This window comes from Agromyces italicus DSM 16388 (assembly GCF_000421545.1).
In the GTDB taxonomy this organism is placed as follows: domain Bacteria; phylum Actinomycetota; class Actinomycetes; order Actinomycetales; family Microbacteriaceae; genus Agromyces; species Agromyces italicus.
Genome location: NZ_ATXF01000005.1, coordinates 136,994 through 162,707, shown reverse-complemented (window position 1 = coordinate 162,707; position 25,714 = coordinate 136,994). Strand labels below are relative to the sequence as shown.

At 72.1% G+C, this 25,714-nt stretch carries 23 protein-coding genes and 1 riboswitch; of the genes, 11 read left to right on the top strand and 12 right to left on the bottom strand.

Annotated features, from left to right (window positions below; translation table 11 throughout):
• Window positions 1-92 precede the first annotated feature (92 nt).
• The gene (gene gap, locus H516_RS0105035) at window positions 93-1,094 is read left to right on the top strand and encodes a type I glyceraldehyde-3-phosphate dehydrogenase (protein WP_022888628.1); all 1,002 of its coding nucleotides are present in this window, start codon (window positions 93-95) and stop codon (window positions 1,092-1,094) included.
• A gap of 330 nt (window positions 1,095-1,424) precedes the next feature.
• On the opposite strand, the gene H516_RS21180 is transcribed toward gap, so the two are convergent.
• A complete protein-coding gene (locus H516_RS21180) occupies window positions 1,425-2,504 on the bottom strand; it encodes a DUF389 domain-containing protein (protein ID WP_169513499.1) in 1,080 nt (359 codons plus the stop codon).
• 132 nt (window positions 2,505-2,636) lie between these two features.
• On the bottom strand, window positions 2,637-3,491 hold the full coding sequence (locus H516_RS0105025) for an NAD(P)H-binding protein (RefSeq protein WP_022888626.1): 855 nt from the start codon (window positions 3,489-3,491) through the stop codon (window positions 2,637-2,639).
• A gap of 94 nt (window positions 3,492-3,585) precedes the next feature.
• On the opposite strand from H516_RS0105025, the gene H516_RS0105020 reads away from it, so the two are divergent.
• Both H516_RS0105020 and panD read left to right on the top strand, forming a co-directional pair.
• Window positions 3,586-3,960 carry a winged helix-turn-helix transcriptional regulator gene (locus H516_RS0105020; protein WP_022888625.1) on the top strand — a complete coding sequence of 125 codons (375 nt, stop codon included), beginning with the start codon at window positions 3,586-3,588 and terminating at the stop codon, window positions 3,958-3,960.
• A 54-nt stretch (window positions 3,961-4,014) separates the two neighbouring features.
• Window positions 4,015-4,458 carry an aspartate 1-decarboxylase gene (panD, locus tag H516_RS0105015; RefSeq protein ID WP_022888624.1) on the top strand — a complete coding sequence of 148 codons (444 nt, stop codon included), beginning with the start codon at window positions 4,015-4,017 and terminating at the stop codon, window positions 4,456-4,458.
• Window positions 4,459-4,940: 482 nt separating this feature from the next.
• On the opposite strand, the gene H516_RS18415 is transcribed toward panD, so the two are convergent.
• The 4 genes from H516_RS18415 to thiM all read right to left on the bottom strand — a co-directional run bounded on the left by H516_RS18415 (window position 4,941) and on the right by thiM (window position 9,485).
• The gene (locus H516_RS18415) at window positions 4,941-6,257 is read right to left on the bottom strand and encodes an MFS transporter (protein WP_022888622.1); all 1,317 of its coding nucleotides are present in this window, start codon (window positions 6,255-6,257) and stop codon (window positions 4,941-4,943) included.
• Window positions 6,254-7,858 (bottom strand): bifunctional hydroxymethylpyrimidine kinase/phosphomethylpyrimidine kinase, encoded by a 1,605-nt coding sequence (locus H516_RS21600; protein ID WP_084620360.1) that lies wholly within the window; start codon window positions 7,856-7,858, stop codon window positions 6,254-6,256. Before H516_RS21600 ends, H516_RS18415 begins: the two co-directional genes overlap by 4 nt.
• Window positions 7,855-8,589, bottom strand: a complete 735-nt coding sequence (gene thiE, locus H516_RS22860; protein ID WP_084620358.1) for a thiamine phosphate synthase — start codon at window positions 8,587-8,589, stop codon at window positions 7,855-7,857. Before thiE ends, H516_RS21600 begins: the two co-directional genes overlap by 4 nt.
• Window positions 8,586-9,485 carry a hydroxyethylthiazole kinase gene (gene thiM / locus H516_RS18405; RefSeq protein ID WP_022888621.1) on the bottom strand — a complete coding sequence of 300 codons (900 nt, stop codon included), beginning with the start codon at window positions 9,483-9,485 and terminating at the stop codon, window positions 8,586-8,588. The genes thiE and thiM overlap by 4 nt, the downstream gene beginning before the upstream one ends.
• Window positions 9,476-9,571, bottom strand: a riboswitch (TPP riboswitch). It overlaps the preceding gene by 10 nt.
• 108 nt (window positions 9,572-9,679) lie before the next feature.
• Between thiM and H516_RS0104985 the strand changes: the two genes are divergently transcribed.
• The gene (locus H516_RS0104985; protein ID WP_022888620.1) at window positions 9,680-10,261 is read left to right on the top strand and encodes a dihydrofolate reductase family protein; all 582 of its coding nucleotides are present in this window, start codon (window positions 9,680-9,682) and stop codon (window positions 10,259-10,261) included.
• Window positions 10,262-10,567: 306 nt separating this feature from the next.
• Window positions 10,568-12,265, top strand: coding sequence for an LVIVD repeat-containing protein (locus tag H516_RS0104980; RefSeq protein ID WP_211217070.1), 1,698 nt, complete (start codon window positions 10,568-10,570; stop codon window positions 12,263-12,265).
• A gap of 88 nt (window positions 12,266-12,353) precedes the next feature.
• On the opposite strand, the gene H516_RS0104975 is transcribed toward H516_RS0104980, so the two are convergent.
• On the bottom strand, window positions 12,354-13,007 hold the full coding sequence (locus H516_RS0104975) for a DUF305 domain-containing protein (protein WP_026378441.1): 654 nt from the start codon (window positions 13,005-13,007) through the stop codon (window positions 12,354-12,356).
• 99 nt (window positions 13,008-13,106) lie between these two features.
• The gene (locus H516_RS0104970; RefSeq protein WP_022888617.1) at window positions 13,107-13,583 is read right to left on the bottom strand and encodes a PaaI family thioesterase; all 477 of its coding nucleotides are present in this window, start codon (window positions 13,581-13,583) and stop codon (window positions 13,107-13,109) included.
• 216 nt (window positions 13,584-13,799) lie between these two features.
• Between H516_RS0104970 and H516_RS0104965 the strand changes: the two genes are divergently transcribed.
• Genes H516_RS0104965 through H516_RS0104950 form a run of 4 tightly spaced genes read left to right on the top strand, consistent with a single transcriptional unit; the run spans window position 13,800 to window position 18,854 of the window.
• On the top strand, window positions 13,800-15,131 hold the full coding sequence (locus tag H516_RS0104965; RefSeq protein ID WP_245561729.1) for an MFS transporter: 1,332 nt from the start codon (window positions 13,800-13,802) through the stop codon (window positions 15,129-15,131).
• Between the two features lie 33 nt (window positions 15,132-15,164).
• Complete coding sequence (locus H516_RS0104960) at window positions 15,165-16,430, top strand: hypothetical protein (RefSeq protein WP_157432151.1); 1,266 nt, start codon at window positions 15,165-15,167, stop codon at window positions 16,428-16,430.
• Window positions 16,427-17,392: an S-methyl thiohydantoin desulfurase domain-containing protein gene (locus H516_RS0104955; RefSeq protein ID WP_022888614.1), complete on the top strand. Its 966-nt coding sequence runs from the start codon at window positions 16,427-16,429 to the stop codon at window positions 17,390-17,392. The genes H516_RS0104960 and H516_RS0104955 overlap by 4 nt, the downstream gene beginning before the upstream one ends.
• 1 nt (window position 17,393) lies before the next feature.
• Window positions 17,394-18,854 (top strand): helix-turn-helix domain-containing protein, encoded by a 1,461-nt coding sequence (locus H516_RS0104950; RefSeq protein ID WP_022888613.1) that lies wholly within the window; start codon window positions 17,394-17,396, stop codon window positions 18,852-18,854.
• Here the strand turns inward: H516_RS0104950 and H516_RS18400 are convergent.
• The 3 genes from H516_RS18400 to H516_RS0104935 form a co-directional block, all read right to left on the bottom strand.
• Window positions 18,833-20,425: a hydantoinase B/oxoprolinase family protein gene (locus H516_RS18400; protein ID WP_022888612.1), complete on the bottom strand. Its 1,593-nt coding sequence runs from the start codon at window positions 20,423-20,425 to the stop codon at window positions 18,833-18,835. The genes H516_RS0104950 and H516_RS18400 overlap by 22 nt on opposite strands.
• The gene (locus tag H516_RS0104940) at window positions 20,422-22,455 is read right to left on the bottom strand and encodes a hydantoinase/oxoprolinase family protein (RefSeq protein WP_026378440.1); all 2,034 of its coding nucleotides are present in this window, start codon (window positions 22,453-22,455) and stop codon (window positions 20,422-20,424) included. The genes H516_RS18400 and H516_RS0104940 overlap by 4 nt, the downstream gene beginning before the upstream one ends.
• A gap of 120 nt (window positions 22,456-22,575) precedes the next feature.
• Complete coding sequence (locus tag H516_RS0104935; RefSeq protein ID WP_022888610.1) at window positions 22,576-23,049, bottom strand: hypothetical protein; 474 nt, start codon at window positions 23,047-23,049, stop codon at window positions 22,576-22,578.
• Between the two features lie 34 nt (window positions 23,050-23,083).
• Between H516_RS0104935 and H516_RS0104930 the strand changes: the two genes are divergently transcribed.
• Entirely contained in the window at window positions 23,084-23,509 is a 426-nt protein-coding gene (locus H516_RS0104930; protein ID WP_022888609.1) for a VOC family protein, read from the top strand.
• Window positions 23,510-23,645: 136 nt separating this feature from the next.
• On the top strand, window positions 23,646-25,313 hold the full coding sequence (locus H516_RS21590) for a hypothetical protein (protein ID WP_157432150.1): 1,668 nt from the start codon (window positions 23,646-23,648) through the stop codon (window positions 25,311-25,313).
• Window positions 25,314-25,528: 215 nt separating this feature from the next.
• Here the strand turns inward: H516_RS21590 and H516_RS21585 are convergent, their stop codons facing one another.
• Window positions 25,529-25,669, bottom strand: a complete 141-nt coding sequence (locus tag H516_RS21585) for a hypothetical protein (protein ID WP_022888607.1) — start codon at window positions 25,667-25,669, stop codon at window positions 25,529-25,531.
• Window positions 25,670-25,714 lie beyond the last annotated feature (45 nt).

Genomic DNA, 25,714 nt, shown 5'->3' with positions numbered 1-25,714 from the left:
TCCTTTCGGGTACTGGCTTACGTGCCACTCGCGCGCGAGGCATCCGATCGCGAGAGTGGAACCATCGCGGACTGAAAGGACCCACCCCCGCCATGACCACCCGCATCGCCATCAACGGATTCGGCCGCATCGGACGCAACGTCGTGCGCGCACTCGTCGAGCGCGGCGCCGACTTCGAACTCGTCGCCGTCAACGACCTCACCGACCCCGCGGGCCTCGCGCGCCTCCTGAAGTTCGACAGCACCGCCGGCCGCTTCGGCTACCCCGTCGAGGTCGAGGGCGATGTGCTCGTCATCGACGGCCGCCGCGTGAAGGTGCTCGCCGAGCGCGACCCCGCGAAGCTGCCCTGGGGCGAGCTCGACGTCGAGATCGTGCTCGAGTCGACCGGTCGCTTCACCTCCAAGGAGGCGGCCTCGGCGCACCTCGCCGCGGGCGCCAAGAAGGTGCTCGTGAGCGCGCCGGCCTCGGGCGCCGACGTCACGCTCGTCTACGGCGTCAACACCGATGCGTACGACGCCGAGCTGCACACGATCGTCTCGAACGCGTCGTGCACCACGAACGCCCTCGCGCCGCTCGCCAAGGTGCTCGACGACCTCGCCGGCATCGAGCACGGCTTCATGACGACCATCCACGCGTACACGCAGGACCAGAACCTGCAGGACGCCCCGCACTCCGACGCCCGCCGCGCCCGCGCCGCCGCCGTCAACATCGTGCCGTCGTCGACCGGCGCCGCGAAGGCGATCGGCCTCGTGCTGCCGAACCTCGACGGCAAGCTCAACGGCGACTCGATGCGGGTGCCCGTGCCGGTCGGTTCGATCGTCGAGCTCAACGCGACCGTCTCGAAGGACGTCACCCTCGACGAGGTGCTCGCCGCGTACAAGGCCGCAGCCTCCGAGGGTCCGCTCGTCGGTGTGCTCGAATACTCCGAGGAGGCGCTCGTCTCGAGCGACATCGTCGGCAACCCGCACTCGTCGATCTTCGACGCCGAGCTGACCCGCGTCGACGGCCGCCACATCAAGGTCGTCGCCTGGTACGACAACGAGTGGGGCTTCTCGAACCGCGTGATCGACTCGCTCGGCCTGCTCGCGCGCTAGTCGCAGCGGCGCAGACCCCGCCGCCGCACGGTGCGCGGAACTGCGGCGCACCCCTGCCCCGCGCCGCAGCAGAACGGGCCCGCCTCTTCTCCTTGTCGGAGGAGGCGGGCCTGTTCGCGTCGCCGGCGTCCTGCGGCGCATGCGGCGCCCCGACGGTGGGCGTCGCTTCGGCGTCGACCCGGCCGCTCGAGTGGAGCACGCCTCTCGCGTCTGCCGGCGCCGCGTGACGAGTCGTCTGCACGCCGGTGCGACACGCCGCGAGGACCGGCGCGGCCTCGGCGGGTCGCCGCGGAGTGCTGACGACTCGTCACGGCAGCGTCGCCCGAGCGCTCAGTCGCCGACGACGATGCGCGTCGTCGGCACCCACTCGACCGCGACGGTCGCGGGGTCGATGCCCTCGGCCTCGAGCGAGGAACGGAGCGCGTCGATGTCGGGCACCGCGTCGCCGCCGGTCACGCGCACGACGTACCCGGGTGAAGCGGTCGCGATGCCGATGACCTCCAGGCCGAGGTCTTCGGCCCACGCTCGCGCGGCGCCGTCGACGTCCGACCCCTGAGTGGTTGTGGTGACGCTGCGGTACGTCGAGATCGTGAGCGGGATCGCGATGAGCACGAGCATGACCGCGATGGTGATGTGCGAGCGGCGACGGTTCACCACCCGTGTCGTGGTGGCGGCGCCCGCCGCCACGGGACCGGCCGCTCGAGGCCCGCCTGCGGCGGTACCGCCCGCACCGCCGGCACCGCCGGCGAACGAGCCCCAGCGCTGCACGCGGTAGAACGCCATCACGACGACGCCCGTGCCGAGGATCGCCGCGACGTTGGCGACGAAGAGCAGCAGGGCGCCGATCGACGCGGCGTAGTCGGCCGACTCGGCCGCGACGCCGACGACGACGAGGGGCGGCACGAGCGAGATCGCGATCGCGACGCCCGGCAGGGTGTCGGAGATGTCTTTCCGCACGAGCGCGATCGAGGCGACGGCCCCGGTCGCGAGCGCGCCGAACAGGTCGATGAGATCGGGCGTCGCTCGTGCGGCGATCTGCGAATTCGTGGCCGCGGTTTCGGGGACGAGCGCGAGCAGCGCGCAGGCGTAGCCGATGACGATCGCCGCGGTGGCCCCGGCGATCATCGTGATCAGCGACCGCACGAAGTTGACCCGTTCGCCGAGCACCGTCGCGAGCATCGTGCCCTGGATCGGCAGCATCATCGGGGCGACGATCATGGCGCCGATGACGGTCGCGGTCGAGTCGCCGATGACGCCGCTCGCGGCGATCGCCGACGAGAGCACGAGCAGGATCCAGAATCGCTGCAGACGACGCGCGCGGCCCGGATCGTCGAAGAAGACCGCGTCGCGCATGTGCTCGATCGTGTTCAGCGCGTCGGACGGCGGCGGGGGATACACGGGCTCGGCCATCTGCGGCTCCTTCTCGTTGCTCATGAGAGCGTAGAGCCGCAACGGGGTGATCCCGGGCACCGACGCGACCGGGCGCCGGCACCCCACCGGGGAGGTGCCGACACCCGGTTTCGTGCGCGTGCCGCCCGCCGCTCAGACGGCCGCGCGGAGCCCGTCGACGAGCGGGGTCGTCGGCCGGCCGATGAGGCGGGCGAGCGTGTCGTCGGAGTTCGCGAGCACGCCGCGACGGATGCCGTCGTCGATGCCCGCGACGAAGGCGGCGGTGCCGGCGTCGAGGCCCGCCGACTCGAGCGCCGCGACGTGCGCCTCGGGGGTGAGCGCCGTGTACACGACCTCGCGCCCGGTGATCTCGGATGCCGCGGCCGCGAGCTGCTCGTACGACCACGCGGTGTCGCCGGTGAGGTCGTAGGTCTCGCCGAGGTGTCCGTCGTCGGTGAGGAGCGCGGCGAGACCCGCGGCGAGGTCGGCGCGGGTGGCGCTCGCCACCAGGCCGTCGCCCGCGCTCGCCGTGATCACGCCCGTCTCGGCGGCACGCGCCACATCGGTCGTGTAGTTCTCGGTGTACCAGTTGTGCCGGGCGATGACCGCGGGAACGCCCGCGGCGGCGATCGCCTCCTCGGTGGCCTTGTGGTCGGGCGCGAGCACGAACTCGGCCGTCGTCGCCTGTGGCACGCTCGTGTAGACGAGCTTCGCGACACCCGCCGCGGCCGCCGCGTCGATGACGTTGCGGTGGCCCTGCACGCGCGAGCCGGGGGCGCTGCCCGAGATGAGCAGCACCGTGTCGACGCCGTCGAGCGCCGCTGCGATGGTCTCGGGGCGGTCGTAGTCGAGTTCGGCGGTGCGCACGCCCCGCGCCGAGGCATCCGCGAGCTTCGCCGTGTCGCGCGCGGTCGCGACGAGCTCGGCGGGGGCGACGCCGCGTTCGAGCAGTGCGTCGATGACGAGGCGGCCGAGCTGGCCCGAGGCGGCGGTGACGAGGATGGTCATGGGTGTTCCTTCCGTTGGGTTCACCGAGGGGTAACGGGATGCTGCGACCGCACCTTCCCTCGAAGAGGTACCCACTTTCGAGTAAGGTACCAACATGACGGTAAGTCTTGCGGAGATCCGGGAGCAGTCGGGTGAGGTCTTCTCCGACGGCTGCCCGACTCGCGTCGTGCTCGACCACATCATGAGCAAGTGGGGCGTGCTCGTGCTGCTCGCGCTGACCGACGGTACCCACCGCTGGGGCGAACTGCGGCGCGAGGTCGAGGGCATCAGCGAGAAGATGCTCGCGTCGACGCTGCGCACCCTCGAGTCCGACGGGCTCGTGGTGCGCACGGCGCATCCCGAGGTTCCGCCGCGGGTCGACTACGCGCTGACGGCGCTCGGTCGCGACCTCATGAAGCACATGCTGCCGCTCGTCGGATGGGTCGCCCGGGAGGCGAACGGCATGATCGGAACCCGCACGGCTGGTTGAGGAGCGAGCGCAGCGAGCGTCTCGAAACGCCGCGGTGCGTCTCACGGACCCGGCATGCGGCAGGATCGAGTGGTGCACTCCTTCCGCAGAACGATGCTCAAGTCCAAGATCCACCGCGCGACGGTGACGCACGCCGATCTGCACTACGTCGGCTCATTGACGGTCGACCTCGATCTGCTCGACGCGGCCGACCTGCTGCCCGGCGAGCTCGTCACGGTCGTGAACGTCAATACGGGCGACCGCTTCGAGACCTACACGATCGCGGGCCGGCGCGGCTCGGGCGTCATCGGGGTGAACGGTGCCGCCGCCCGGCTGGCCGCCGCGGGTGACCTCGTGATCGTGATCTCGTGGGCGTCGGTGAAGAGTTCGAAGGCGGCCGACCTCGTGCCGAGCATCGTGCACGTCGACGGCCGCAACCGCATCGTCGAAACCGGCGTCGACCCGGCGGAGGCTCTCGTCGGCGACGTCCTCTCGCCCCCGAACGCCATCGTCGGCTGAGCTCGGCGGCCGCTACTGCTGACGCCGCAACTGCGCCAGGAGCTCGGGCCCTCGCCGGTCGAGGGTCTCGCCGCCGTCGCGCACACCGATGACGAGCAGCACTGTTCCGAGCACGACGCCGAGCGCGAGTGAGACCCACCCGTCGACGACCTGCCCCGTTCGTGAAGCCGATGATCGCGAAGACGAGCTCGGGCAGCACGAGCACCGCGAGGATTCTCCACGTCGTGAGCATCGAAGGGGTCGGGCCGACCCCGCCGCCGGGCCCTCACGCCCGTCTGCGGGTGCAGTGCGGAAGCGGTGTTGTCGTACGACACATCAGTGGAGAGCAGGGCCCGGTGACCATCGGCACCGCACAGGCCCGCCGGCTGAGGGTGCAGCCGGCAGCGCGCCGCCGGCAGCGCGCCGCCGGGAGGTGCAGCCGGCACAGGCCCGCCGGCTGAGGGTGCCGCCGGCAGGGGCTCTGCCGGCGGGCCGTCGCCCGCTCACCCCGTGGTCGCCTGCTCGTCGCGCGGCGCGATCGCCGTGCCGATGAGGCCGAGCACCGCCGCAACGATCATCATCACGGCGATCGGCCACCAGTGCCCCGACCAGGCGAGCAGCGCGGTCGCCGCGAGCGGCGCCAGCCCGCCGCCGACGATCGCGCCCGCCTCGCGCCCGATCGAGATGCCCGAGTAGCGCACGCGGGTGTCGAACATGGCGGTGAAGTACGCCGGCTGCACGCCGTCGCTCGCCGAGTTCACGATGCCGATCGCGGCGACCACGACGCCGATGATGAGCGCCGCCGACCCGGTGTCGAGCACGAGGAAGAGCGGGGCGGCGAGCACGGCGAACGCGACGAGCGAGCCGACGACGAGCCGGCGCGGGCCGATGCGGTCGCCGAGCGCTCCCCAGAACGGGCACAGCACCGCGGCGACCGCGGCCCCGGCGAGCAGCGCGGTGAGGGTGACCTCGCGAGGCATCCCGACGACCGTCGACGCGTAGCTCAGGCAGAACACCGAGACGACGTAGAAGGTCGTGTTCACCCCGACGCGCACGAGGAACACGGCGAGGATGCCGCGTGGTCGCCGCAGCACTTCGGCGACGGGTCTCCGGGCCTGCCGGCGAGCCTCGAGCACCGCGGCGAACTCGGGCGACTCGTCGACCCCGCGTCGCAGCCACCAGCCGATCGCGACGAGCACGAGGCTCGCGACGAAGGGCACCCGCCAGCCCCAGTCGAGGAGCGCCTGCTCGTCGAGCACGGCCACGAGCACGACGAAGGCGAGGTTGCCGAGGATGAGCCCGACGTAGACCGCGCTCGAGATGAACGCTCCGCGGAACCCGCGGCGCAGCGGCGACTGCTCGAGGGCGAGCAGCACGGCGCCGCTCCACTCGCCGCCGGTCGCGAGGCCCTGCACGAGCCGCAGCGCGACGAGCAGCACCGGCGCGACCGCTCCGATCTGCGCGTGCGTCGGCAGCACCCCGATGAGGGCGGTGGCGACGCCCATCGTGAGCAGCGTCGCGACGAGCACCCGGCGTCGGCCGAAGCGATCACCGAGGTATCCAGAGACGAGTCCGCCGAGGGGGCGGGCGACGAACCCGGTCGCGAACACGGCGAAGGAGAGCAGCAGGCTCGTGAGCGCGTCGTCGCCGGGGAAGAACAGCGTCGGGAAGACGAGGGCCGCCGCAGTGCCGTAGAGGAAGAAGTCGTACCACTCGAGCACGGTGCCGAAGGCGGCGGCGCCGAGCGCGCGGCGCGCACGGCGCGGGTCGGCGGGCGGAGCGACGTCGGCGGCGGCCCGCTCGGCCGAGGCGGTGCTCATGCGGTCACCTCCTGTGCGGCCGAACCGGCGGCGGGTGCGGTCGCGACCTCGGTCTCGCCCTCGTGCTCGACCGGGTGCGCGACCCCGTCGGTGATGAGCGGCGCCGCGAAGAACGCCAACTCGTGCTCCGACGAGATGCGGAAGGCGCGCAGCATGAGGGCGCGCACCTCGGGCGTCGCGCGTGACGCCGCGTCGGTCACGATCGCGATCGCCTCCCGCGTGGCGGTCGCGAAGGCGGGGTCGCCATAGGTGGCGAGCCATGAGGCGTATGGATGCTCCGGCGCGAGCGCCTGCTCGCCGAACTCGCCTGCGGCGAGCCTCACCCCGAGATCGGTGTAGAGCCAGAAGCACGGCAGGAGTGCGGCGGCCAGCACGGCGTAGTCGCCGCGCGCGGCGGTCGCGAGCAGGTGGTCGAGGTACGCGGTCGTCGCGGGCCCCGGGGAGACGCGCGCGCCGTCGAGCCAGCTCTCGTGCAACTGCAACTCGCCGACGATCGAGCCGTGCGCCGAGTTCGCCCAGAAGGCCTGCGCCGAGGCATCCGGTGCGAGGCTCGCCGCCGCGGCCAGCACCCGGGCGTAGTCGTGCAGGTAGAGCGCATCCTGCGCGAGGTAGTACAGGAACGGGGCGCGCGGCAGCGTGCCGTCGGCGAGGCCGCTGATGAACGGCAGTGCGTCGATGCCGTCGCGGATGCCGCGGATCGACGCCCACCACTCGCCTTCGACCTCGGCGGGGGTGGGTGCGGTGCGGGTGCCGCCGCGCGACCAGAGCCCCGCGAAGTGGTTGATCGGGCCGTGCCCGCCGCCGACCTCGAGGGCCTCGCCGTGCCGCAGCGACTCGCGCAGCCAGCGGCGGGCCTCGGCGACGGCCGCGGGCCACGGGTCGACGGCGCCGGCGACGGCGCGGCTCACGCCGGTCGTTGCAGCTGCCCCGCCTGCGAGCGTCGCGATCGCGGAGGAGAGGGAGCATCCTGTGCCGTGCGTCGCCGTCGTGTCGATGCGATCGCCGCCGAACTCGACGAGCGTCGCGGTCGCGGCGTCGATGAGCGCATCGGGCGCGGTGTCGCCGCCGAGGTGCCCGCCCTTCGCGAGCACGCGAAGGCCGAAGCGCGCCGAGACCGTCTCGGCCTGGGCGATCGCCTCGGCCCAGCTCGTCGCGACCGGCTGCCCGGCGAGCACCGCGAGTTCGGCGAGGTTCGGCGTCACGAGGTCGGCGAGCGGCAGGAGCTCGAGCATCGCCTGTTCGGCGTCGGCGTCGAGCAGGCGATCGCCGCTCGTGGCGATCATCACCGGGTCGAGTACGACGACCGGCGGCCGGGTGCGGGTGAGCCACTCGGCGACGGTCTGGATGAGCTCGGCGTTCGCGAGCATGCCGATCTTCACGCCGTCGATCACGATGTCGTCGGAGACCGCGTCGAGCTGGGCCGCGAGGAAGGTCGCGGGCGGCACGTGCACGCCGCGCACGCCGCGCGTGTTCTGGGCGGTGAGCGCCGTGATCGCGGCCATGCCGTAGCCGCCGACGGCCGCGATCGCCTTGAGGTCGGCCTGGATTCCGGCTCCGCCCGACGGGTCGCTGCCGGCGATGCTGAGGACTCGTGCGGTCATCGTGCGTTCTCCTGCTCGGTGATGAGGTCGGTGAGGTCGGTGAGGTCGGTGAGGTCGGTGAGGTCGGTGCCGGACTCGGCGCCGAACTCCTCGGCGAAGGCGCGTGCGGCCGTCTCCGGCGAGTCGGCCGCGCAGATGGCCGACACCACGGCGACGCCCGCCGCGCCCGCGTCGCGGAGCGGTGCCACGTCACCGAGCCCGATGCCGCCGATCGCGACGCACGGCAGCTCGCTCGCGGCGGCGAACCGGGCGAAGCCGTCGACGCCGATCGCCGCCGGGTGGTCGGGCTTCGTCGCGGTGGGCCTGATCACGCCGACGCCGAGGTAGTCGACGGTGCCGCGCGGCAGCCGGGCGACGGCGTCGAGGTGGGCCTGGCTGTTCGCCGTGAGCCCGACGACCGCGTCGGCGCCCAGCCGTCCACGCGCGACGACGGCGGCCGCGTCGCCCTGGCCGAGGTGCACGCCGTCGAGGCGGACGCCCGCGGCGCGCACCGCGAGGGCGACATCGAGCCGATCGTTCACGAGCAGGGTCGCGCGCCCGTCGATCGCCTCGGCGACCGCCGAGATCAGGTCGAACAGGGCGGATGCCTCGGCGCGCTTGTCGCGCAGCTGCACGACCCGCACGCCGCCGTCGACGGCCCGGGCGACGACGTCGACGACGCCGCGCTCGCCGCAGAGCACGGGGTCGGTGACGAGGTAGAGCGAGAGGTCGAGCGCGGTGCGGGCGGTCATGCGCGGGCTCCGGCGCTGGCGGCGGGCAGGGCGTCGGTCGGGGCGGACGGTGTCGGTGCCGCGGCATCCGTCGGATCTTCGACCGATCCGGTGACCCGCGCCCGCTCGACGAGCGCCGCGGCGTCGACCGCCGCGAGCGCGTCGAGGAAGCGCGGCGCGAAACTGCCGGGGCCGTGCGCACCCTCGGCGGCGAGCTCCGCAGCGACCGTGTAGACGAGGTTCGCCGCGACGGTCGCCGTGAACGGGTCGTCGCTCGTCGCGAGGAACGCTGCGGTCACCGCGCCGAGCGCGCAGCCGCCGCCCGTGACCCGGGTGAGCAGGGCGTCGCCGTTCGCGATGCGCACGGTGCGCGCGCCGTCGGTGATGAGGTCGACCGGGCCCGACACGGCGACGATCGCGCCGAAGCGCTCGGCGAGCACGGCCGCGGCGCCGGCCGCGGCCTCCGTCGAGTCGGCGGCGTCGACCCCGCGACCGCCGGCCCCGCCGCCCGCGAGCGCGATGATCTCGCTCGCGTTGCCGCGGATCGCCGTCGGCCCGAACTCGGTGAGCTCGTGCGCGAGGGCCGTGCGGATCGGCAGCGCGCCGATCGCGACGGGGTCGAGCACCCACGGCGTGCCCGCCTCGCGTGCGGCGGAGACCGCTTCGCGGGAGGCATCCCGCTGCCCTGGATTCGGCGTGCCGAGGTTCACGAGCAGTGCGCCCGCGATACGCGCGAACGCGCCCGCCTCGCCGACGATGTCGACCATCGCGGGGGCGGCGCCCGTGGCGAGCAGCGCGTTCGCCGTGAAGTTCGTCACCACCGTGTTCGTGATGCACTGCACGAGCGGCGGGCTCGTGCGCAGTCGATCGAGCAGCAGTGCGCTCGTGTGGGCAGGGTCGTGCAGGCGCGCGCTCATGGCGACATCCCTTCGCTAGTCCGAACTAGATCAGGTTCGACGGGTGTGATCTCAGCCGCGCGAGTGCGGCACCCCGTGTCACTGCGAGCGAGCCTAGTGCAGCCCGAGGATGTTTCGGCGTGGATGTCGATCGCGGCCGTTCCCGTTCGACGTCAGAATGAGACGGAAATCCCGTCGCCACGAAAGGACACGTCATGCGCACCCTCATCGTCAGCGAGTTCATCAGCCTCGACGGCGTCGTCGACTCTCCCGGAGGCGGTTCGCACCCGCGTGCGGGCTGGACCTTCAAGGAGGTCCCGTTCGTCGAGGAGGCGTACGCGATCAAGGGCTCGGAGCAGCTCGAGGCCACGGCGATGCTGCTCGGCCGGGTCAGCTACGACGAGTTCGCCCCGGTCTGGCCGACCATGGTCGACGACTTCGCCGAGTACAACGCGATGCCCAAGTACGTGGTCTCGTCGACCCTCACCGAGGAGGCGCTCGTGCCCGAGTGGCAGAACTGCCACGTGCTGCGCACCCTCGACGACGTCGCCGAGCTCAAGGCGGGCGACGGCGGCCCGATCATCGTGCACGGCAGCGCGACGCTCGCGCAGGGGCTCGCCGCGGCGGGGCTCGTCGACCGCTACCACCTGCTCGTCTTCCCCGTGCTGCTCGGCAGCGGCAAGCGGCTCTTCGGCGACGACCCGGGGCTCACCACCAAGCTCGACCTCGTCGAGCACGAGGCCTACTCGAACGGCATCGTGAAGGCCGTCTACGACGTGGCGCGGCCGGTCTCCTAGCGAGGTCGGAGCGCCCCGAGGCGCGAGGGCCGGACGGTGCATCCCGCCCGGCCCTCGCGTCGGTTTCGAGATTTCTGCTGCGGCGACCCCCCTCTTCTCGCTACGTTGGGGGAATTGGTCGGCCTTCCGGGGCCGCGCGCGAGCACGGGTTGCGGCCGCGCGTCCATCGGAGGGCTCGATCGTTCTGTTGCAACGACGTAGTTCCAGACGAGATGAGGGCCAGCGATGAGATTCCACCACCGACCCCCGCGAGGGCGAACACGCGCGCTCGCCGCCGCCGGAGCGCTGCTGCTCGGCGCATCACTGATGACCGCCACCGCGGCGGTCGCCGACGACGACCCCCGTGTCGACCTGCCTGCGGGTCTCTTCGACGCCGGGCTCGCGACGAGCGGCATCGACCTGCTGTCGAGCTCGCCGGGCACCGGCCCGTTCGCCTCGGGCTCCATCAACTCCGACCTCGCATTCACCGGCGACCACGCGATCGTCGGCAGCTACAACGGATTCCAGGTGTACGACGTCTCCGAGCCGGCGGCGCCCGTGCTGCAGAAGTCGTTCCTCTGCCCGGGCGGCCAGGGCGACGTCTCGGTGTACGGCGACCTGCTGTTCATGTCGGTCGAGCAGACCCTCGGGCGCATCGACTGCGGCACCCAGGGCGCCGCGGGCTCGGTGAACCCCGAGCGATTCCGCGGGGTGCGCATCTTCGACATCAGCGACATCGACAACCCGGTGCAGCTGCCGGGTGTGCAGACCTGCCGCGGATCGCACACGCACACCGTGGTGGCCGATCCCGACGACGCCGAGAACGTCTACATCTACAACTCGGGCACGTCCGGCGTCCGCTCGCCGCTCGAGCTCCCGGGCTGCCAGAACGCAACGCTGACGGCCGACCCGGTGACCACGGGTGACCCGACGCAGTGGCGCATCGACGTCATCAAGGTGCCGCTCGACGCCCCCGAGACGGCCGCGGTCGTCAGCCAGCCGAGGATCTTCACCAACCCCGACACGGGCGCGTACAACGGTCTGCAGAACACCCTCGGCGGGCAGATGCACCCGAGCGGCACGGTCTACAGCCCGACGCCGAACACCAACACCTGCCACGACATCACCGCGTACCCCGAGATCGGGCTCGCGGCTGGCGCGTGCCAGGGCAACGGCATCCTGCTCGACATCAGCGACCCGGTGAACCCGGTCCGCATCGACGCGGTCGCCGACCCGAACTTCTCGTACTGGCACTCGGCGACATTCAACAACGATGGCACGAAGGTCATCTTCACCGATGAGTGGGGCGGCGGGTCCGGCGCTCGCTGCCGTGCGACCGACCAGCCCGAGTGGGGCGCGAACGCGCTGTTCGACATCGTCGACGGCAAGCTGGAGTTCGCGAGCTACTACAAGCTGCCGGTGCCGCAGACGGTGCAGGAGAACTGCGTCGCGCACAACGGCTCGCTCATCCCGGTGCCGGGTCGCGACATCATGGTGCAGGCGTGGTACCAGGGCGGTCTGTCGATCATCGACTTCACCGACACGGCGAACCCGACCGAGATCGCCTACCTCGACCGCGGCCCCATCAACGGGTCGTCGCTGGTGCTCGGCGGCTACTGGTCGACCTATTGGTACAACGGCAACGTGCTCGGCAGCGAGATCGCGCGCGGCTTCGACACCATGGCGCTCACCGCGAGCGACATGATGAGCGAGAACGAGATCGCGGCCGCCGGTGAGGTGCAGCTCGGTGAGTTCAACGCCCAGGCGCAGACCGCGATCGTGCACGAGCCGAGCTTCGCCGTGGCACGGTCGTACGTCGACCAGGCCGAGCGCGCCGGCACGCTGAGCGGCGCGGCCCTCGCCGAGGTGCGCAAGCACATCGACAAGGCCGAGAAGCTCGCCGACGGCCCGGCCGCCGGCCGTGCGGTCGCGGCCCAGCTCGACAACGCGGCCCGCAAGTCGGGCGCTCCGGCCGACTCGAACGTCGTGCAGGGGCTGACCGCGCTCGCGGCGACCTTCGGATGAACCGGTGAGGGGGCCGGGTGACGGCCCCCTCACCCCGAATGAGGCCCGGCGGTCGACGACCGCCGGGCCTCATCGCGTCAGGATCGCGTCAGCCCGCCCGCTCGGCGAGCATCTGCTGCATGCGGGCGATCTCGATGCCCTGGTCGGATTCGACGTGGCGGGCGAACTGGTCGGTCGCCGACTCCTGCCCGCCGCCCGCGGCGTAGAGCTCGTCCACCATCTGCACCGCGCCCTCGTGGTGCTGGATCATGTACACGAGGAACAACTGGTCGAACGCGTCACCGTCGGCACCCTCGAGTTCGGCCATCTGCTCGTCGCTGAGCATGCCCGGCATCGCGCCCTCGCCGCTCGCGTGCGCGTCGTGCCCCTGGTCGTTGACCGGCACGCCGCGGTCCTGCAGCCAGCTCACCATCAGCGTGCGTTCGTCCTGCTGGCTCGCCGACATGCGTTCGGCGAGCAGTTGGATGTCCCGGTCGTCGGTGCGCTGCTCGACGAGGGCGGTCATCTCGATCGCCTGGTCGTGGTGGTGGATCATGTCGAGCATGAAGTCCGCGTCGAGCTCGGTGTGCTCGGGCGCGGCGATCGAGCCGGCCTCGTCAGGCGCGAGGGTGTGGTTCGGCTCGCCCGGCGCGCCGAGCTGCACGACGGGGCTCGTCGGTGCGGGGGAGTCGGGCGTCGTCGTGCACGCGGCCATCCCGAGCGCGAGCGCGAGCGCCGTTCCGACTCCGAGGGTTCGCCGCATCGCCGTCATGTATCGACCTCGTCTTCGTTGAAGGGCACGTGGCATCCATCTAATCAGGTGCCTCGCCGATGTCGACGGTCGAGATTCAGCGAGCTGCTGTTACTCGGCGGCCGACGCCCGGGTCACGCGCGGCTTCTCGCGCACGTACACCTCGCGGCGCACGCGGGCGACGACGTCGCCGTCGCGGTCGGTGATCTCGGTCTCGAACCACTCGAGCACTTTCGCGCCGCCGCGGGCGCGCTCGCGCAGCTCGTCGGCCTTCGTCTTCGGCACCTCGAAGTGCGCGGTGAGCACGCGCCGGCCGGGCTTCACGAGCTCGATCTCGCCGCGGGTGTCCCACACGACGTAGTCGCGTCCGAGCTGATGCATGATCAGCATGAAGTAGTAGGGGTCGGTCATCGCCGACATCGAGCCGCCGAAGGCGGTGCCCACGTAGTTGCGGGTGATCGGGTTCACGTGCAGCTCGACGGTCGCGCTCGTCCAGTCGTCGGCGAAGCGCTTGACGCGGATGCCGCTCCACAGGTTCGGAGCCCACAGGCTCATACCGATGGCGAGTCGTCGGGGAGTCATGCGCATGCCCCGATTGTGTGCGATTCAGGATGCTTCGGGCGAATCACTTGTCGGAATCCTCAGGTCCAGTCACACGGTGCAAGCCGACGCCGTGCGTGCGGGCGAGATCAGTGTGCGTAGCGCACAATGGGAGGCGAGCGAGCAGTGCTCGACGCCCGATCGCTTCGGTTGCGGATGCCCTACTGTGCCACCACACCCCCAACCGCAGACCGAGGAGTCCCCGTGAGCAGCACCGTGGAACCAGCTGAGCGCAGCGTCGCGCCAGCGACCCTGGCATCCCTCTACGACCGTATGAGATTCGGCGGCGCGCACGTCAAGATCGCGATCGCCCTGTTCGTCGTCTTCGTGATCGAGTCGTGGGAGCAGCTCGCGCTCGTCTACGTCTCGGGCGACATCGCCGAGAGCTTCGACATCGACCCCGTGCAGGTCGGCTGGGTGCTCTCCGCCGTGGCGATCGGCATGATCCCCGGCGCCCTGATCTGGGGCCCGCTCGCCGACCGGTTCGGACGTAAGCCGATCTCGGTGGCGAGCCTCATCGCCTACGGCATCGTCGCCGCCCTCGTCGCGTTCGCCCCGAACTACGAGACGCTCTTCGCGCTGCGCGTGATCTCGGGCTTCGCGCTCGCCGGTGCCTACACCGTCACCTTCCCGTACTTCCTCGAGCTGATGCCGACGAGCGTTCGCGGGCGGGCCACCGTGCTGCTCTCGATCGGCTGGCCGATCGGAACCCTCGCCGCGCTCGGCGCCACGGTCGCCTTCGGCGATCTCGGCTGGCACGTCGTCGCCCTGGCCAGCGCACTCGCCTGCATCTGGGTCTTCGTGCTTATCGCCTGGGTGCCCGAATCCCCGTACTACCTCGTGCGGCGCGGGCGAGCGGACGACGCGCGCGCGGTGCTCGCCAGGCTCGGCGCCGAGACCGAGGCCGGTGCCGAGATCGTCGTCGACCACGATCCGAAGTCGGGTTCGCCGCTCGAACTCGTCAAGAAGCCCCTGCTCGCCCGCACGCTCCTCATGCTCGTCATCAACTTCGCGTTCAACTGGGGCTACTGGGGGCTGCAGGTCTGGCTGCCCACCCTCCTCCAGGAGCGCGGGCTCTCGCTCGACGCGTCGCTCGGCTTCGTTGCCATCAGCGCGATCATCATGATCCCCGGGTACCTCGTGGCCGCATGGCTGACGAAGCGCTACGGCCGCAAGAAGGTCTTCCTCGCGTTCGTCCTCGGCGCCATCGCCGGCGGCATCCTCTTCGCCTACTCGTGGGACCTCGGGTCGCTCTACACCGCGAACTTCCTGCTCTCGTTCTTCATCCTCGGCGGGTGGGGAGTCTGGAACACCTGGAACGGCGAGTTCTACCCCACCCGTGTCCGCGCGGCCGGCTACTCGTGGGCGACGTCGGCGCAGCTGCTCGCCAACGCGATCGCACCGTCGGTGGTCGGCGCGCTGCTCGCCGGCTCGGTGGCCTTCACGGTCACCGTGCTCTTCATTACGGCGTTCCTCGTCGTGACCTTCGTCGCGGCGCTGCCGCTGCCCGAGACCGAGGGCAAACCGCTCGACTAGGACGGCCGTCATCGGCCACGGAGAATGAACTCCATGAGGATCGGCATCGACGTCACCGCCGCACGACTGCGCGCGGTGGTCGTCGATGCCGATTCGGTCGTCTGGACGGGGCAGGTCGATCGGCCGCGCACGATCGCAAGCGGATGCCGCGAACTGCTGCGCCGAGTCGAAGCGGGAGTCCGCCGCGAGCTGACCGGTGCGACCCTCGCGCTGACGCCGTCCCCGGCCGACCTGCGCCTCGGGCGCATCGGCCTCCTGCGCGTCTCGCCGGCGGCGGTCCTCGGGCCCCTGAGCGGTTGGCCCGACGAGCGCCGCGCCGAGCTGGGGAGCCGCGTCGCGACCGTCGAGGGCGGTTCCGACTTCCTCGGCACGACGTCGGTCCATCCCGACGAGCAGGCCGTGCTCGATGTGACCCGGGCGCTCGTCGCCGACGGCGTCGAGCACCTCGTGATCGCCGCCGCCGGATGTCTCGCCGACCCCGGCGTGGAGCGACGGGTCGAACGGCTCATCCGGAGGAACCATCCCGAGCTCGCGGTCACCTCGACGCACGTGTTCGGCGGCATGGGCCTGCGCGAGCGCGAGAACAGTGCGCTCCTCGGCGCGGCGCTGAGACCCTGGGCGGCCACGCTCTCGTCGGAGCTCGTCGCCGCGTTCGGAGCGGTTCCGGTCTCGGTCGCCCGCGGTGTCGGTGGACACGTCCGGCTCGAGTACTTCGCGACGCATCCGTTCGGGGTGGTCGACGGGCGCCGCCGGGCCGCGGCGGCCGGTGCACTCGTGCTCGCGGCATCCGACGACCTGATCGTGGTCTTCGCCGACCACGACGAGGTGTGCACCATCGGCGTGTCCGGTGGGCGGGTCGGCCGGCGGGACGTCGCCGAGGCATGGGGGGTTCCGCACAACCACCAGCCGCTCGAGATGAGCGTCCGAGCCCGATCCGATCCCGCGGGACCATTGCCGGTCGACGACATCGACGCGGCGGTGCAGCGCCGACCGCGGCACGAGGTCGTCGTCGTCGGCGATTCCGACGACGAGCGGGCCCTGTTGCAGGGGGCGTTCGCGGTGGCGCTCGGCGCCGCACGCAGTGAGGTCGTGGTCGAGACCGAGCGCATCGTGACCGCAGCGCCGCAGCAGATGGCGGGCGCCGTCGCGACGATCGTCGAGGAGACCCGCTCGAGGGCGATCGTCGCCGGTGCCGATCCGCGTGCGCCGGGTCGGGTCGCCGTCGACGCAGTGCCGATCTCGTACGTTCCCGACGGCTCGCGATTCGTGCGCGTCTCGATCTCCGGGGAGGGCGCATGAGCCGCGCCATCAGCTCCCGCGACGTCGGAGCACTCGTCGACGGGGCCCGCCCGTTCTCGACCGGGATCGACAGCTCGGCCCTGCACGTGCTGCAGGACTGGGCCTCGCAGGCGGTCGGTGCGGGAGCGGTCGAGCTGCGCGAACTCGGCGAATGCGAGCCGGACGGCGGCTTCGTGGTCGTCAGCATCCTCGGGACTCCCACCGCGGTCGGCGAGAACCTTCCCACCGGCTCGGAACCGGCGCGCGCCCTCGCCGCGCTCGAAACGCACACCGGGCGGGCGGTGAGCGGGATCCTGCCGTTGAACACAGCCGGCGAGAACGCCGTGATCGCGCTGGCGGCGGCTGCGTCGACCGGTGTCGACCTCGTGGATGCCGATGGCTGCGGGCGAGTGCTCCCTCGCGTGGAGCAGTCGCTGTTCGGGCTCGCGGGCATCCCGCTCTCGCCGGCCGTCGCGGTGTCGCCGTTCGGTGAGACCACCGTCCTCGACGCTCCCGCGCACCGGGCTGCGGCGCTGCTTCCGAGGCTCGTCGCGGCGAGCGGCGGCTGGATCTTCTTCGCCGGGTACCCGATGACCGGGCGTCGGCTGACGGCGACGGCGAACCCGGGAACGATCTCGCGATTCCTCGACGCGAAACCCGATCGCCCGCTGGCGACGGTTCCGCATCGCGTGCTCGCGCGCGCGGCCATCACCTCGATCGGGGTGCCGAACGGGGCCTCGGGTGCGCGGATCAGCGTGATGCTGCGAGAGGCGAACGCGTCGGAACGGATCCTCCGTGCCGACGCCCACGACGAGTTCTTCCGCGTGACCGGCGATGGCGCGCCGCTCGCGACCGAGCCCGACGAGATCCTCCTCGTCAGCGAGGACGGCGAGGTGATCGACCCCGACCGGTGCGCGGTCGGGATGCGCGTCGACGTCGTCGTCGTCGCGGTCCCCGCCGCCTGGCACGAGAGAGGCATCTGAGATGGCGCGATCGCTCACCGTCGCCGACCTGGTCGACCGACTCGATCTGCCGGTGGTGCTCACCGGCCCGACCGACGCGCAGGTCGCCGGCGTTCGGATCGTCGACGGGCTCGACGCGCTGCACCTGGTCGAGCCCGCGACGGCCGTGGTGCTCACCGGCGCGGTCGCCGCAGAGCCCTGGTCGGTCGACCTGGCGGTGCGCATCGCCTGGGAGCGTGCAGCATCCTGCGTCGTCGTGACCTCGGCCGACGCGCACACCGAGGCGACGGGCGCGCTCGCCGTGCGACTCTCGATTGCCGTGCTGTCGGTCGATGCGGCGCCGCTCGATGCCGCGGTGCGGGTCGCCACGATCGTCGCGGCCGACGAGGCCTCGGCCGCGGGCACGCTCTCGGCTGCGGCGCGGGCGTTCGGCACGGCCGCGATCACGCCGAAGCGTGCGATCGCGACGCTGCAGAAGACCCTTCCGGCCCTGCGATTCGCCCTCGTCGACGCACGGGGCACGACGATCGCCGGCACGCAGGGCGCTGCACCGCTGCTCGAGGTCGCGGTGCCGTTCCCGTATCGCGCCGGCGCCGCGCGGCTGTTCGCCTACGCCGAGCGCGCCGGACAGGCCGGCGTCGTGGCCGAGCAGGTGATGCGCCTCGCGGTGCCGCCGCTCACCGCATGGGCGGCGCTGCGTCGACTCGACGACCTGCGATCCACCGCGGCATCCGCTGAGGTGATGCGCGAGCTGATCGCCGCTGACGGAGCGCCCGGCGGCAGGTTGCGTGCGGCGCTCGCCGCGCAGGGCTGGCCGATCGCGGGACCGTGGCGGTTCCTCGCACTCCTGCCCGCGCCCGGCGCGGACGCCGAGTCGTTCGGCTCGGCGGTGCTCCGCGCCGGCTCGTCGCACCGGGCCGTCGCCGGCGCGGCACCGTTCCGCGACGCCTGGGTGCTCGTGCTTCCGGAGAGTCGTGCCCGGTCGGAGGGGCAACTCGCGGCACTCGTCGACGCGCTCGTCACGGGCGAGGAGCAGCTCGCGCACGCGACGGCCGGCGTGTCGGCGGTCGTCGCCGAGGGAGAACCGCTGGTCAACGCCCTCGACGCCGCCCTCGCCGCGGCGAAGGTCGCCCGTGCGGGCACCGACCGGGTGCTGTTCGGGGATCGGATCGGACCGGCGGCCGCGTTGCCCGCGCTGCTGCCCGACGGCGCGCTCGACGCGGCGCGGGCGGCGCTCGGCCCGCTCCTCGAGGCCGATCGCGACGGCACGCTGCTGCTGACCCTGACGGTCGCGCTTGACCACAGCGACCGGCCGGCGGTCGTGGCATCCGTGCTCGGCGTGCACCGCAACACGGTCGCGGCCCGTCTCGAACGCGTACGGTCGCTCGGGATCGACCCCGGCGACCCGCAGCAGCGGCTCGCGATCCACATTGCCGCGCGCCGCCTGCTCGACGCGCGCGGTCAGGCCGCCGGCAGCCCGTAACCGCCGCCGCCGCCCGACTCGCAGCGCAGCACGTCGCCGCGCCGCACTCGCATCGCATTGGCCTTGAGCAGCGACTGCTCGTCGTCCCTGCCCGGGTTCAGCGTGACCCGCGGCGTCGCGCCCGCTTCACCGCCGAACAGGCCCCATGCCGGGGTCTCGGAGCGCTCCCACCACAGCGAGAGCTCCTGGTCGGCCTCGAAGACGTACTCGCGCACGACGCCGTCGCCGCCGCGGTGCGCGCCGGCCCCGCCCGAGCCGCATCGCACCTCGTAGCGTTCGACCCGCACGGGGAACAGTGTCTCGAGCACCTCGACGGGCATGTCGCGCAGCGACCCGTTGACGTTGTTGATCAGGCAGCTCTCGCCGTCGCCGTCGCTCCACGCGCCCCAGCCGCCGACCGTGGCCTCCTGCGAGAGGAACGGTCGACCGGTCCGGTGATCGGTGCCCATCATCTGCACGATGAGCGAGTCGCCGTAGCTGGCCGCGGCGACGGCGCGGGGCATCGCCTCGGACAGCGCCTTGGTGACGAGGTCGATCAGCAGCCCCAGGTGCGAGTAGTAGTACTGCACCGCGGCGGGCTCGACGGCGCCGAGCACGGAGCCGGGACGCACGTCCACATCGAGGTGACGGAACGAGCCGCCGTTCAACGGCACGTCGGGACTGAGCAGTGCCTTGTACGCCACGCGGCACGCGGCGACGGCCTGTGCGGCCCCGCAGTTGACGGGGCCGAGGGCCTGGTCGGCCGAGTCGGTGAGGTCGATCCGGATCCGGCCCCCGGAGACGCGCACGCTCACGCGGATCGGGATGGGCGTCGTGAGGTCGATGCCGTCGTTGTCGAGGTAGCCCTCGGCCGAGTACTCGCCGTCGGGCAGTTCGGCGAGCGCGGACGCCTCGAGCTCGGTCGTCTGGGCGAAGTACGCGTCGCGGGCCGCGTGGACCGTCTCGACGCCCCAGCGCGCGAACACCTCGCGAGCACGCTGGGCTCCGGTGCTCACGCAGGCGACCTGCGCGCGGAGGTCGCCGACGAGCGGTTCGGGGAACCGGGAGTTGTCCGCGATCAGGTCGATCACCGGCTGCACGGGCACTCCGCCGGCGACGATGCGGGTCGCCCCGAGGCGCAGGCCCTCCTGATGGATCGAGGTCGAGTCCATGGATCCGCCCGGATCCTTCGACCCGAGGTCGATCCAGTGCGCACGGCTGGCGGCGAACCCGATCAGCTCGCCGCCGTCCTCGCGTTCGAAGATCGGCGCGTACACGGTGACGTCGTTCAGGTGGGCACCCGCGACGTAGGCGTCGTTCAGCACCCAGACATCGCCCGGCTGCCAGACCTCGGCGCCGAAACGGCGCTCCGTGTGGCGGGTGCACTCCTCGAGGTTGCCGAGGAAGATCGGGAGGCCGCTCGACTGGCCGAGCACGTCGTGGTTGCGATCGAGGATCGCCACCGCGCAGTCCTTCGCCTCGTAGATGGTCGGCGTGTACGCCGACCTGATGAGGGTGGTGTTCATGTCCTCGGCAGCCTGCAACAGGGCGCAGCGGATGATCTCGGTGCGGACGGGGTCGATGGTGGTCATGCGTTCAACTCCAGGACGAGGTGGCCGGCGGCTTCGCGGCGGATCGAGGCGCGCGGCGAGACGACGGTCGTGGTGGTCTCTTCGACGACGAGCACCGGGCCGGCGATCGTCTGGCCGATCGGCAGCGCATCGCGGCGCAGCACCGGGGTCGGATGGCTGCGACCGTCGAAGACGATCGGCGCCGAGCGTGCGACGGATGCCGCGGCCTCGTGCCGTTCGCCGGTCAGATGCCCGAACGGGTTCACGCCGAAGCCGGTAACGCGCACGCTGACGAACTCGACGGGCGCCTCGGGGGTCGAATGCCCGTAGCGGGCATTGTGCTGTCGGCCGAAGCGCTCGGCGACGCGTTCGATGAAGTCGTCGCGCGCGGGCTCGGCGGCGTCGTCGAGGAGCACGGTCAGCGTGTAGTCCTGGCCCTCGTACCGCATGTCGACGGCCTGCTCGAACCGGCGCCGCTCGGCGGGCACCCGCTGGGCGCCGAGCTCGTCGCCGGCGCTCTCGATGAGACGCTGCACCGAGGCGGCGAGTTCACGTCGGTCGAGCTCGTTCTGGTGCACGTAGTGCTGGGCGCTGAGGTCGCGGCGCACATCCGATCCGAGCATGCCCCAGGCCGAGAAGGCGCCGGGGAACTCGGGGATGAGCACCTCGGTCACCCCGAGCTCGCGAGCGATCGCCTCGGCGTGCATCGGCCCGGCCCCGCCGAACGCGACGAGCGCGAAGTCGGCGGGTTCGCGTCCGTGCTCGACCGTCAGGGTGCGGATCGCCTGGGCCATCTTGGCGTTCGCGATGTCGAGGATGCCCTCGGCCATCGCCTCCGCCTCCATGCCGAACCCGGCGGCCAGCAGGCCGACCGCATCATGGGCGGCCGAGACGTCCAGGCTCATCCGTCCACCGGCGAACCAGTCCGGGTCGACTCGCCCCAGCACGGCGTTCGCGTCGGTCACCGTCGGCTCGGTGCCGCCGCGTCCGTAGCAGGCCGGTCCGGGCTGGGCCCCTGCCGAACGCGGGCCGACGCGGAGCGCGCCGGCCTCGGCGTAGGCGACCGAGCCGCCGCCGGCGCCGATGGTGTGCAGGTTCACGAGGGGCATGAGCACCGGGAAGCCGTCGGCTGTGCCGTCGCTCGAGATGTCGGGCCTGCCGTCGAGCACCAGCGACGCGTCGAAGGAGGTTCCGCCCATGTCGATGCAGATCGCGTCGTCACGGCCGAGCATGCTCATGAGCGCGGCGCCGCCGGCCGTGCCGCCGACCGGGCCCGACAGGAGCGTCTGCAACGGATGCTCCGCTGCGTAGCCGGCGCCGACGATGCCCCCGGAGGACTGCATCACCTGTACGCCGCTCGTGATGCCCTCGCGCACGAAGCGGTCCTCGATCCGCTCGAGGTAGCGGCGCACGACCGGCCCGGTGTACGCCTCGAGCACCGTCGAGGAGGTGCGCTCGTACTCGCGCCATTCGCGAGCCACCCGGTGCGACAGCACGATCACGACGTCGTCGCCGAGCTCCTCGCGCAGGATCCGCTCGACGGCGAGCTCGTGGGCCTCGTTCGCGTAGGCGAACAGCAGGCAGACCGCGATGGAGTCGTACCCTCCGTCGCGCGCGTTACGAGCGGCCGCGCGCACCGAGGCCTCGTCGAGCGGCCGGAGCTCGATGCCGTCGTGTCGCATCCGCCCGCCGACCTCGAGCGTGTCGTCTGCGGCGACGAGCGGCGTGGGCTTGCGGTAGTGGAGATCGAACATCCGGGTGCGGTTGCCGCGGGCGATCGTGTAGACGTCGCGCATGCCCTCGGTCGTCACCAGGAGCACACGGGCGCCGCGGCGTTCGAGGAGGGCGTTCAGTCCCTGCGTGGTGCCGTGGACGAACGACGCGATCTCGGCAGCAGGCACGTCGAGCTGCGCGATCGCCGCGAGGACCCCCTCGGTGAGGTCGCCGGGCGTCGTGTCGGCCTTCGACGCGCGCAGCACGCCGGTCTCGGTGTCGTGCACGACGATGTCGGTGAACGTGCCGCCGATGTCCATGGATACCCGGTATCGCATGCGATGCCTCCTTGCGTCTGGGGGGTGCTGGGCAGCAGCGTACGCGGGCCCGGACCGGGCCCGATGTGCGAGCTGCACAGGCGCAGGAGGTGAGGTGTGCGCGGCGTCGAAGAGCGCCCGCTATGCGCCGCTCAGACCGGGCGCGCGATCCGCGAGGGGGCCGCCCAGCGGCTGCCAGACGTCCTCGTGCAGGTGTGCGATGACGAGCCCGCCTGGCGACGGTTCGAAGACCGCGCTGTTGCGCGAGAGTTCGGGGAGGACGGGCTCGCCTGAGGCATCCGTGCCGTCGACGCGGAGCCACCACGTCGCGACGACGAGGTCGCTCAAGCGCCGTGTCGCGAGTTGGTGGACGGTCAGCGCGGTCTCGACGTTGCCGCTGTCGGCATCGGCGTGCTCGGCCCGGGCGGCGCGGAGCCGGGCCAGGTCGGCGAGCCCGTCGACGAGGTCGGGCGCAGCGGAGTCGAACATGGTGACCCGCTCACTCAGGTGCACATCGATCGAGTTCGTCGCTCCCGCGAGGTAGCCGCCGTAGATCGCGTCGAGGATCTCCTCGACCTCGGCTCGGGTCGACTCCTCGGTGCCTGGTTCAGTCATCCCCCGAGGCTAGTGGGCCGCGTATCGTGCAGACATGAGCAGTGCAGCAGAGGGCGCGCAGCGCCGGGTCCGTCAGCTCCGTCTCGTCGTCGAGGCCGAGGACTGGGAGGCGGCGGTCGCGTTCTACCGCGATGCGCTCGGCCTCACCGAGGAGGAGGCGTACGACGGCGACGACGGCGCCCGGGTGATGATCCTCGACGCGGGGCGGGCGACGCTCGAACTCTCGAACCCGGCCCAGGTGCGGCTGATCGACCGGGTCGAGACCGACGGGGTGCAGAGCCCGCACCTGCGGGTCGCGTTCGAGGTCGACGACACGGCCGGGGTGACCGACGAGCTCGTCGAGGCGGGCGCGGAGCTGCTCGCCACGCCGCGCGAGACGCCGTGGCGATCGATCAACTCGCGGCTCGCGGGGCCGGCAGGGCTGCAGCTCACGGTCTTCCAGGAGCCCGCCGAGGGCTGACGCGCCGGGCCGATTCGCACATCCTTCGCCGGGTTCCTCGTTTCCCGGCGGCGAACCGCTTAGCATCGGAGAGGCGTGCCGCACCCGAGCGCTCGCCGACCCCCGCCCGCCCCGGCGCCCACCCCCAGGAGCCAGATTGACGATCCCCGCAGACGATCAGTCCACGCCCGGGTCGCCTGGGGCGGCCGAACCCGAGTCGCGCGCGGCGCGTCGCAGCGCCGAAGCCGGCGGAACCCTGCGCCCGCGGCGCATGCCCGATCGTCCGAGTGTGTGGGCCCCGCCCCCGGTCGGGCTGGGTGGAGTCGCATCGCCCGCCGCCACGACGCCCGTACCGGCGCCGGTGGCGCCCGCCGCGCCCGCCGAGGTCGAGCGCTACTACCTCTGCTGCGAGGTGCCGAGCGGCGACTTCGTCGAGGTCATCCTCGCGGTGAGCGACGGCGGTCGTCGCCGCTACTTCACGACCAGCGACGGCGACCGCCTCGCCGAGGTCGACGAGTACTACTTCGTGCGCCGCAGCCTCGGCGACGCCCGATCGATGCTCGAGCTCGACGCCCGCGAGATGGCCGAGCTCGAGGCCGAGCTGAACTTCGTCCGCCCGCTGCGCGGCCGGGATCCGCTCGCCGAGCTCGCCGCCGAGGCGGCGGGCGCGGCGTCCGGCACCGAGACCGCGACGTCGGATGCCACCGAGCCGACGACGCTCGACGCGCAGGTCGACTCCGCAGCCGTCGACGAGACGCCCGCGCCGCTCGCGGTCGCCTCCGAGTCGACCGCGGCGCCCGAGACCGACGCCGAGGCGTGGGTCGAACTGCTGCGTCGTGCCGGGTTCGAGCCGCCCGAGCTGAACCTCGATGAGCTCGATCCCGAGCCGGCGGTCGATACCACCCCGAGCCAGCACCCCGAAGCACTGATGACTGAACCGGTGCTCATGCAGTGGGCGGAGACGATCGACCGTCAGCCCGAGCCCGCACCGGCGGGTGAGGCGCAGCCCGCGTCAAGCCCTGCGGTCGAGCCCGAGCCTGAGCCCGAGACTGAGACCGACCGCGTCGCCGAGTCGCCGCCGAAGCTCACGCTCGTGCCGCCCGCCGTGACGCCGGCGGCCTCGACGCCGCGGCTGACGCTCGTGCCGGGGCCCCCGCCCGAACCAACCAACCCTGCTCCCGCGCCGACCTTCCGGTCGGGCGCGGAGGCGATCCCCGAGGTCGCCCCCGCCGCGCATGCGGCACCGGCCGCCGACCCCGACTCGAACGAGGAGACGAACCCTGTGGCGATGATGACGAACCCGACGGACGCGCTTGCGCCCGCGGCATCCGTGACCCCGATCGCGGCGCCCGCCGCGTTGCATTCCGCGCCGGCCCCCGTGGTCGATGCCGACGCGGCGGCGCAGGTCGCGCTCGCGAAGGGCATCGCCTTCGTGGCGCACCGCGGCCAAGTCGACCAGGTGGGTGCCGACTACATCGACCACCCCGGCCGTGTGGCCGAGGCCTTCGATGCGACGAGCGAGCCGGTCGCGACCGCGGCCGCGTGGCTGCACGATGTGGTCGAGCGAAGCGCGGTCTCCGAGCAGGAGCTGCTCGAAGCGGGCGTGCGACCCGACATCGTCGAGATCGTGGTGCTGCTCACCCGAACGCCCGAGATGAGCGACGACGAGTACTTCGCGCGGATCCGCAGCAACCCGCTGGCTCGCCGCGTGAAGCTCGCCGACGTCGCCGACAACTCGTCGCCGTGGCGGGTGCGCAAGCTCGACTACGACGCCCAACAGCGTCTTGCCGCCAAGTACCGCCACGCCCGCGAGGCGCTCGGGTAGTCGCTCCGCGTTGAGCCTCGACCGTCACGCTCGTTCGTGCTTCGACCGGCACCTGGCGGGAGTTCTCTGCGCATGAGCGAGGCCCGAGGGATCGAACGGACGGACGGCACTACGTCACTGATACGCGCTCGGTATCACTGATACCGGAGACGGATCAGTGACGTAGTCGTCATGGGGTGCGGGAGTTCGGGAGTTCCGAACTGCCGCCCGCGCGATCAGCGCGCCGTCAGGTCCTTCGAGAACCAGTGGTCGGCGTACGGGCCGTCGTTGAACGGGGCCCCCTCGGCGTAGCCGAGCTTCGCGTAGAGCGCATGGCCGCGGCGGCCGCGAGACGCGGCGCGACCGACTCGTCCCATTCTCCACCCGGGATGAGGGCACCGTCACGATCGTCCCTCTGGCGA

What these genes read in the sequence shown, in the direction of transcription:
- H516_RS0105020 (WP_022888625.1), top strand. Translation starts at nt 3,586, where the DNA reads ATGACGGTAAGTCTTGCGGAGATCCGGGAGCAGTCGGGTGAGGTCTTC.
- H516_RS0104955 (WP_022888614.1), top strand. Translation starts at nt 16,427, where the DNA reads ATGAGCCGCGCCATCAGCTCCCGCGACGTCGGAGCACTCGTCGACGGG.
- H516_RS21585 (WP_022888607.1), bottom strand. Translation starts at nt 25,669, where the DNA reads ATGGGACGAGTCGGTCGCGCCGCGTCTCGCGGCCGCCGCGGCCATGCG.
- H516_RS0104985 (WP_022888620.1), top strand. Translation starts at nt 9,680, where the DNA reads ATGCGCACCCTCATCGTCAGCGAGTTCATCAGCCTCGACGGCGTCGTC.
- gap (WP_022888628.1), top strand. Translation starts at nt 93, where the DNA reads ATGACCACCCGCATCGCCATCAACGGATTCGGCCGCATCGGACGCAAC.
- thiM (WP_022888621.1), bottom strand. Translation starts at nt 9,485, where the DNA reads ATGAGCGCGCGCCTGCACGACCCTGCCCACACGAGCGCACTGCTGCTC.
- H516_RS0104950 (WP_022888613.1), top strand. Translation starts at nt 17,394, where the DNA reads ATGGCGCGATCGCTCACCGTCGCCGACCTGGTCGACCGACTCGATCTG.
- H516_RS21600 (WP_084620360.1), bottom strand. Translation starts at nt 7,858, where the DNA reads ATGACCGCACGAGTCCTCAGCATCGCCGGCAGCGACCCGTCGGGCGGA.
- H516_RS0104960 (WP_157432151.1), top strand. Translation starts at nt 15,165, where the DNA reads ATGAGGATCGGCATCGACGTCACCGCCGCACGACTGCGCGCGGTGGTC.
- H516_RS0104930 (WP_022888609.1), top strand. Translation starts at nt 23,084, where the DNA reads ATGAGCAGTGCAGCAGAGGGCGCGCAGCGCCGGGTCCGTCAGCTCCGT.
- H516_RS18400 (WP_022888612.1), bottom strand. Translation starts at nt 20,425, where the DNA reads ATGACCACCATCGACCCCGTCCGCACCGAGATCATCCGCTGCGCCCTG.
- H516_RS21180 (WP_169513499.1), bottom strand. Translation starts at nt 2,504, where the DNA reads ATGGCCGAGCCCGTGTATCCCCCGCCGCCGTCCGACGCGCTGAACACG.
- H516_RS0105025 (WP_022888626.1), bottom strand. Translation starts at nt 3,491, where the DNA reads ATGACCATCCTCGTCACCGCCGCCTCGGGCCAGCTCGGCCGCCTCGTC.
- H516_RS0104970 (WP_022888617.1), bottom strand. Translation starts at nt 13,583, where the DNA reads ATGCGCATGACTCCCCGACGACTCGCCATCGGTATGAGCCTGTGGGCT.
- H516_RS0104935 (WP_022888610.1), bottom strand. Translation starts at nt 23,049, where the DNA reads ATGACTGAACCAGGCACCGAGGAGTCGACCCGAGCCGAGGTCGAGGAG.
- H516_RS0104975 (WP_026378441.1), bottom strand. Translation starts at nt 13,007, where the DNA reads ATGCGGCGAACCCTCGGAGTCGGAACGGCGCTCGCGCTCGCGCTCGGG.
- H516_RS0104980 (WP_211217070.1), top strand. Translation starts at nt 10,568, where the DNA reads ATGACCGCCACCGCGGCGGTCGCCGACGACGACCCCCGTGTCGACCTG.
- H516_RS18415 (WP_022888622.1), bottom strand. Translation starts at nt 6,257, where the DNA reads ATGAGCACCGCCTCGGCCGAGCGGGCCGCCGCCGACGTCGCTCCGCCC.
- H516_RS0104940 (WP_026378440.1), bottom strand. Translation starts at nt 22,455, where the DNA reads ATGCGATACCGGGTATCCATGGACATCGGCGGCACGTTCACCGACATC.
- thiE (WP_084620358.1), bottom strand. Translation starts at nt 8,589, where the DNA reads ATGACCGCCCGCACCGCGCTCGACCTCTCGCTCTACCTCGTCACCGAC.
- panD (WP_022888624.1), top strand. Translation starts at nt 4,015, where the DNA reads ATGCGGCAGGATCGAGTGGTGCACTCCTTCCGCAGAACGATGCTCAAG.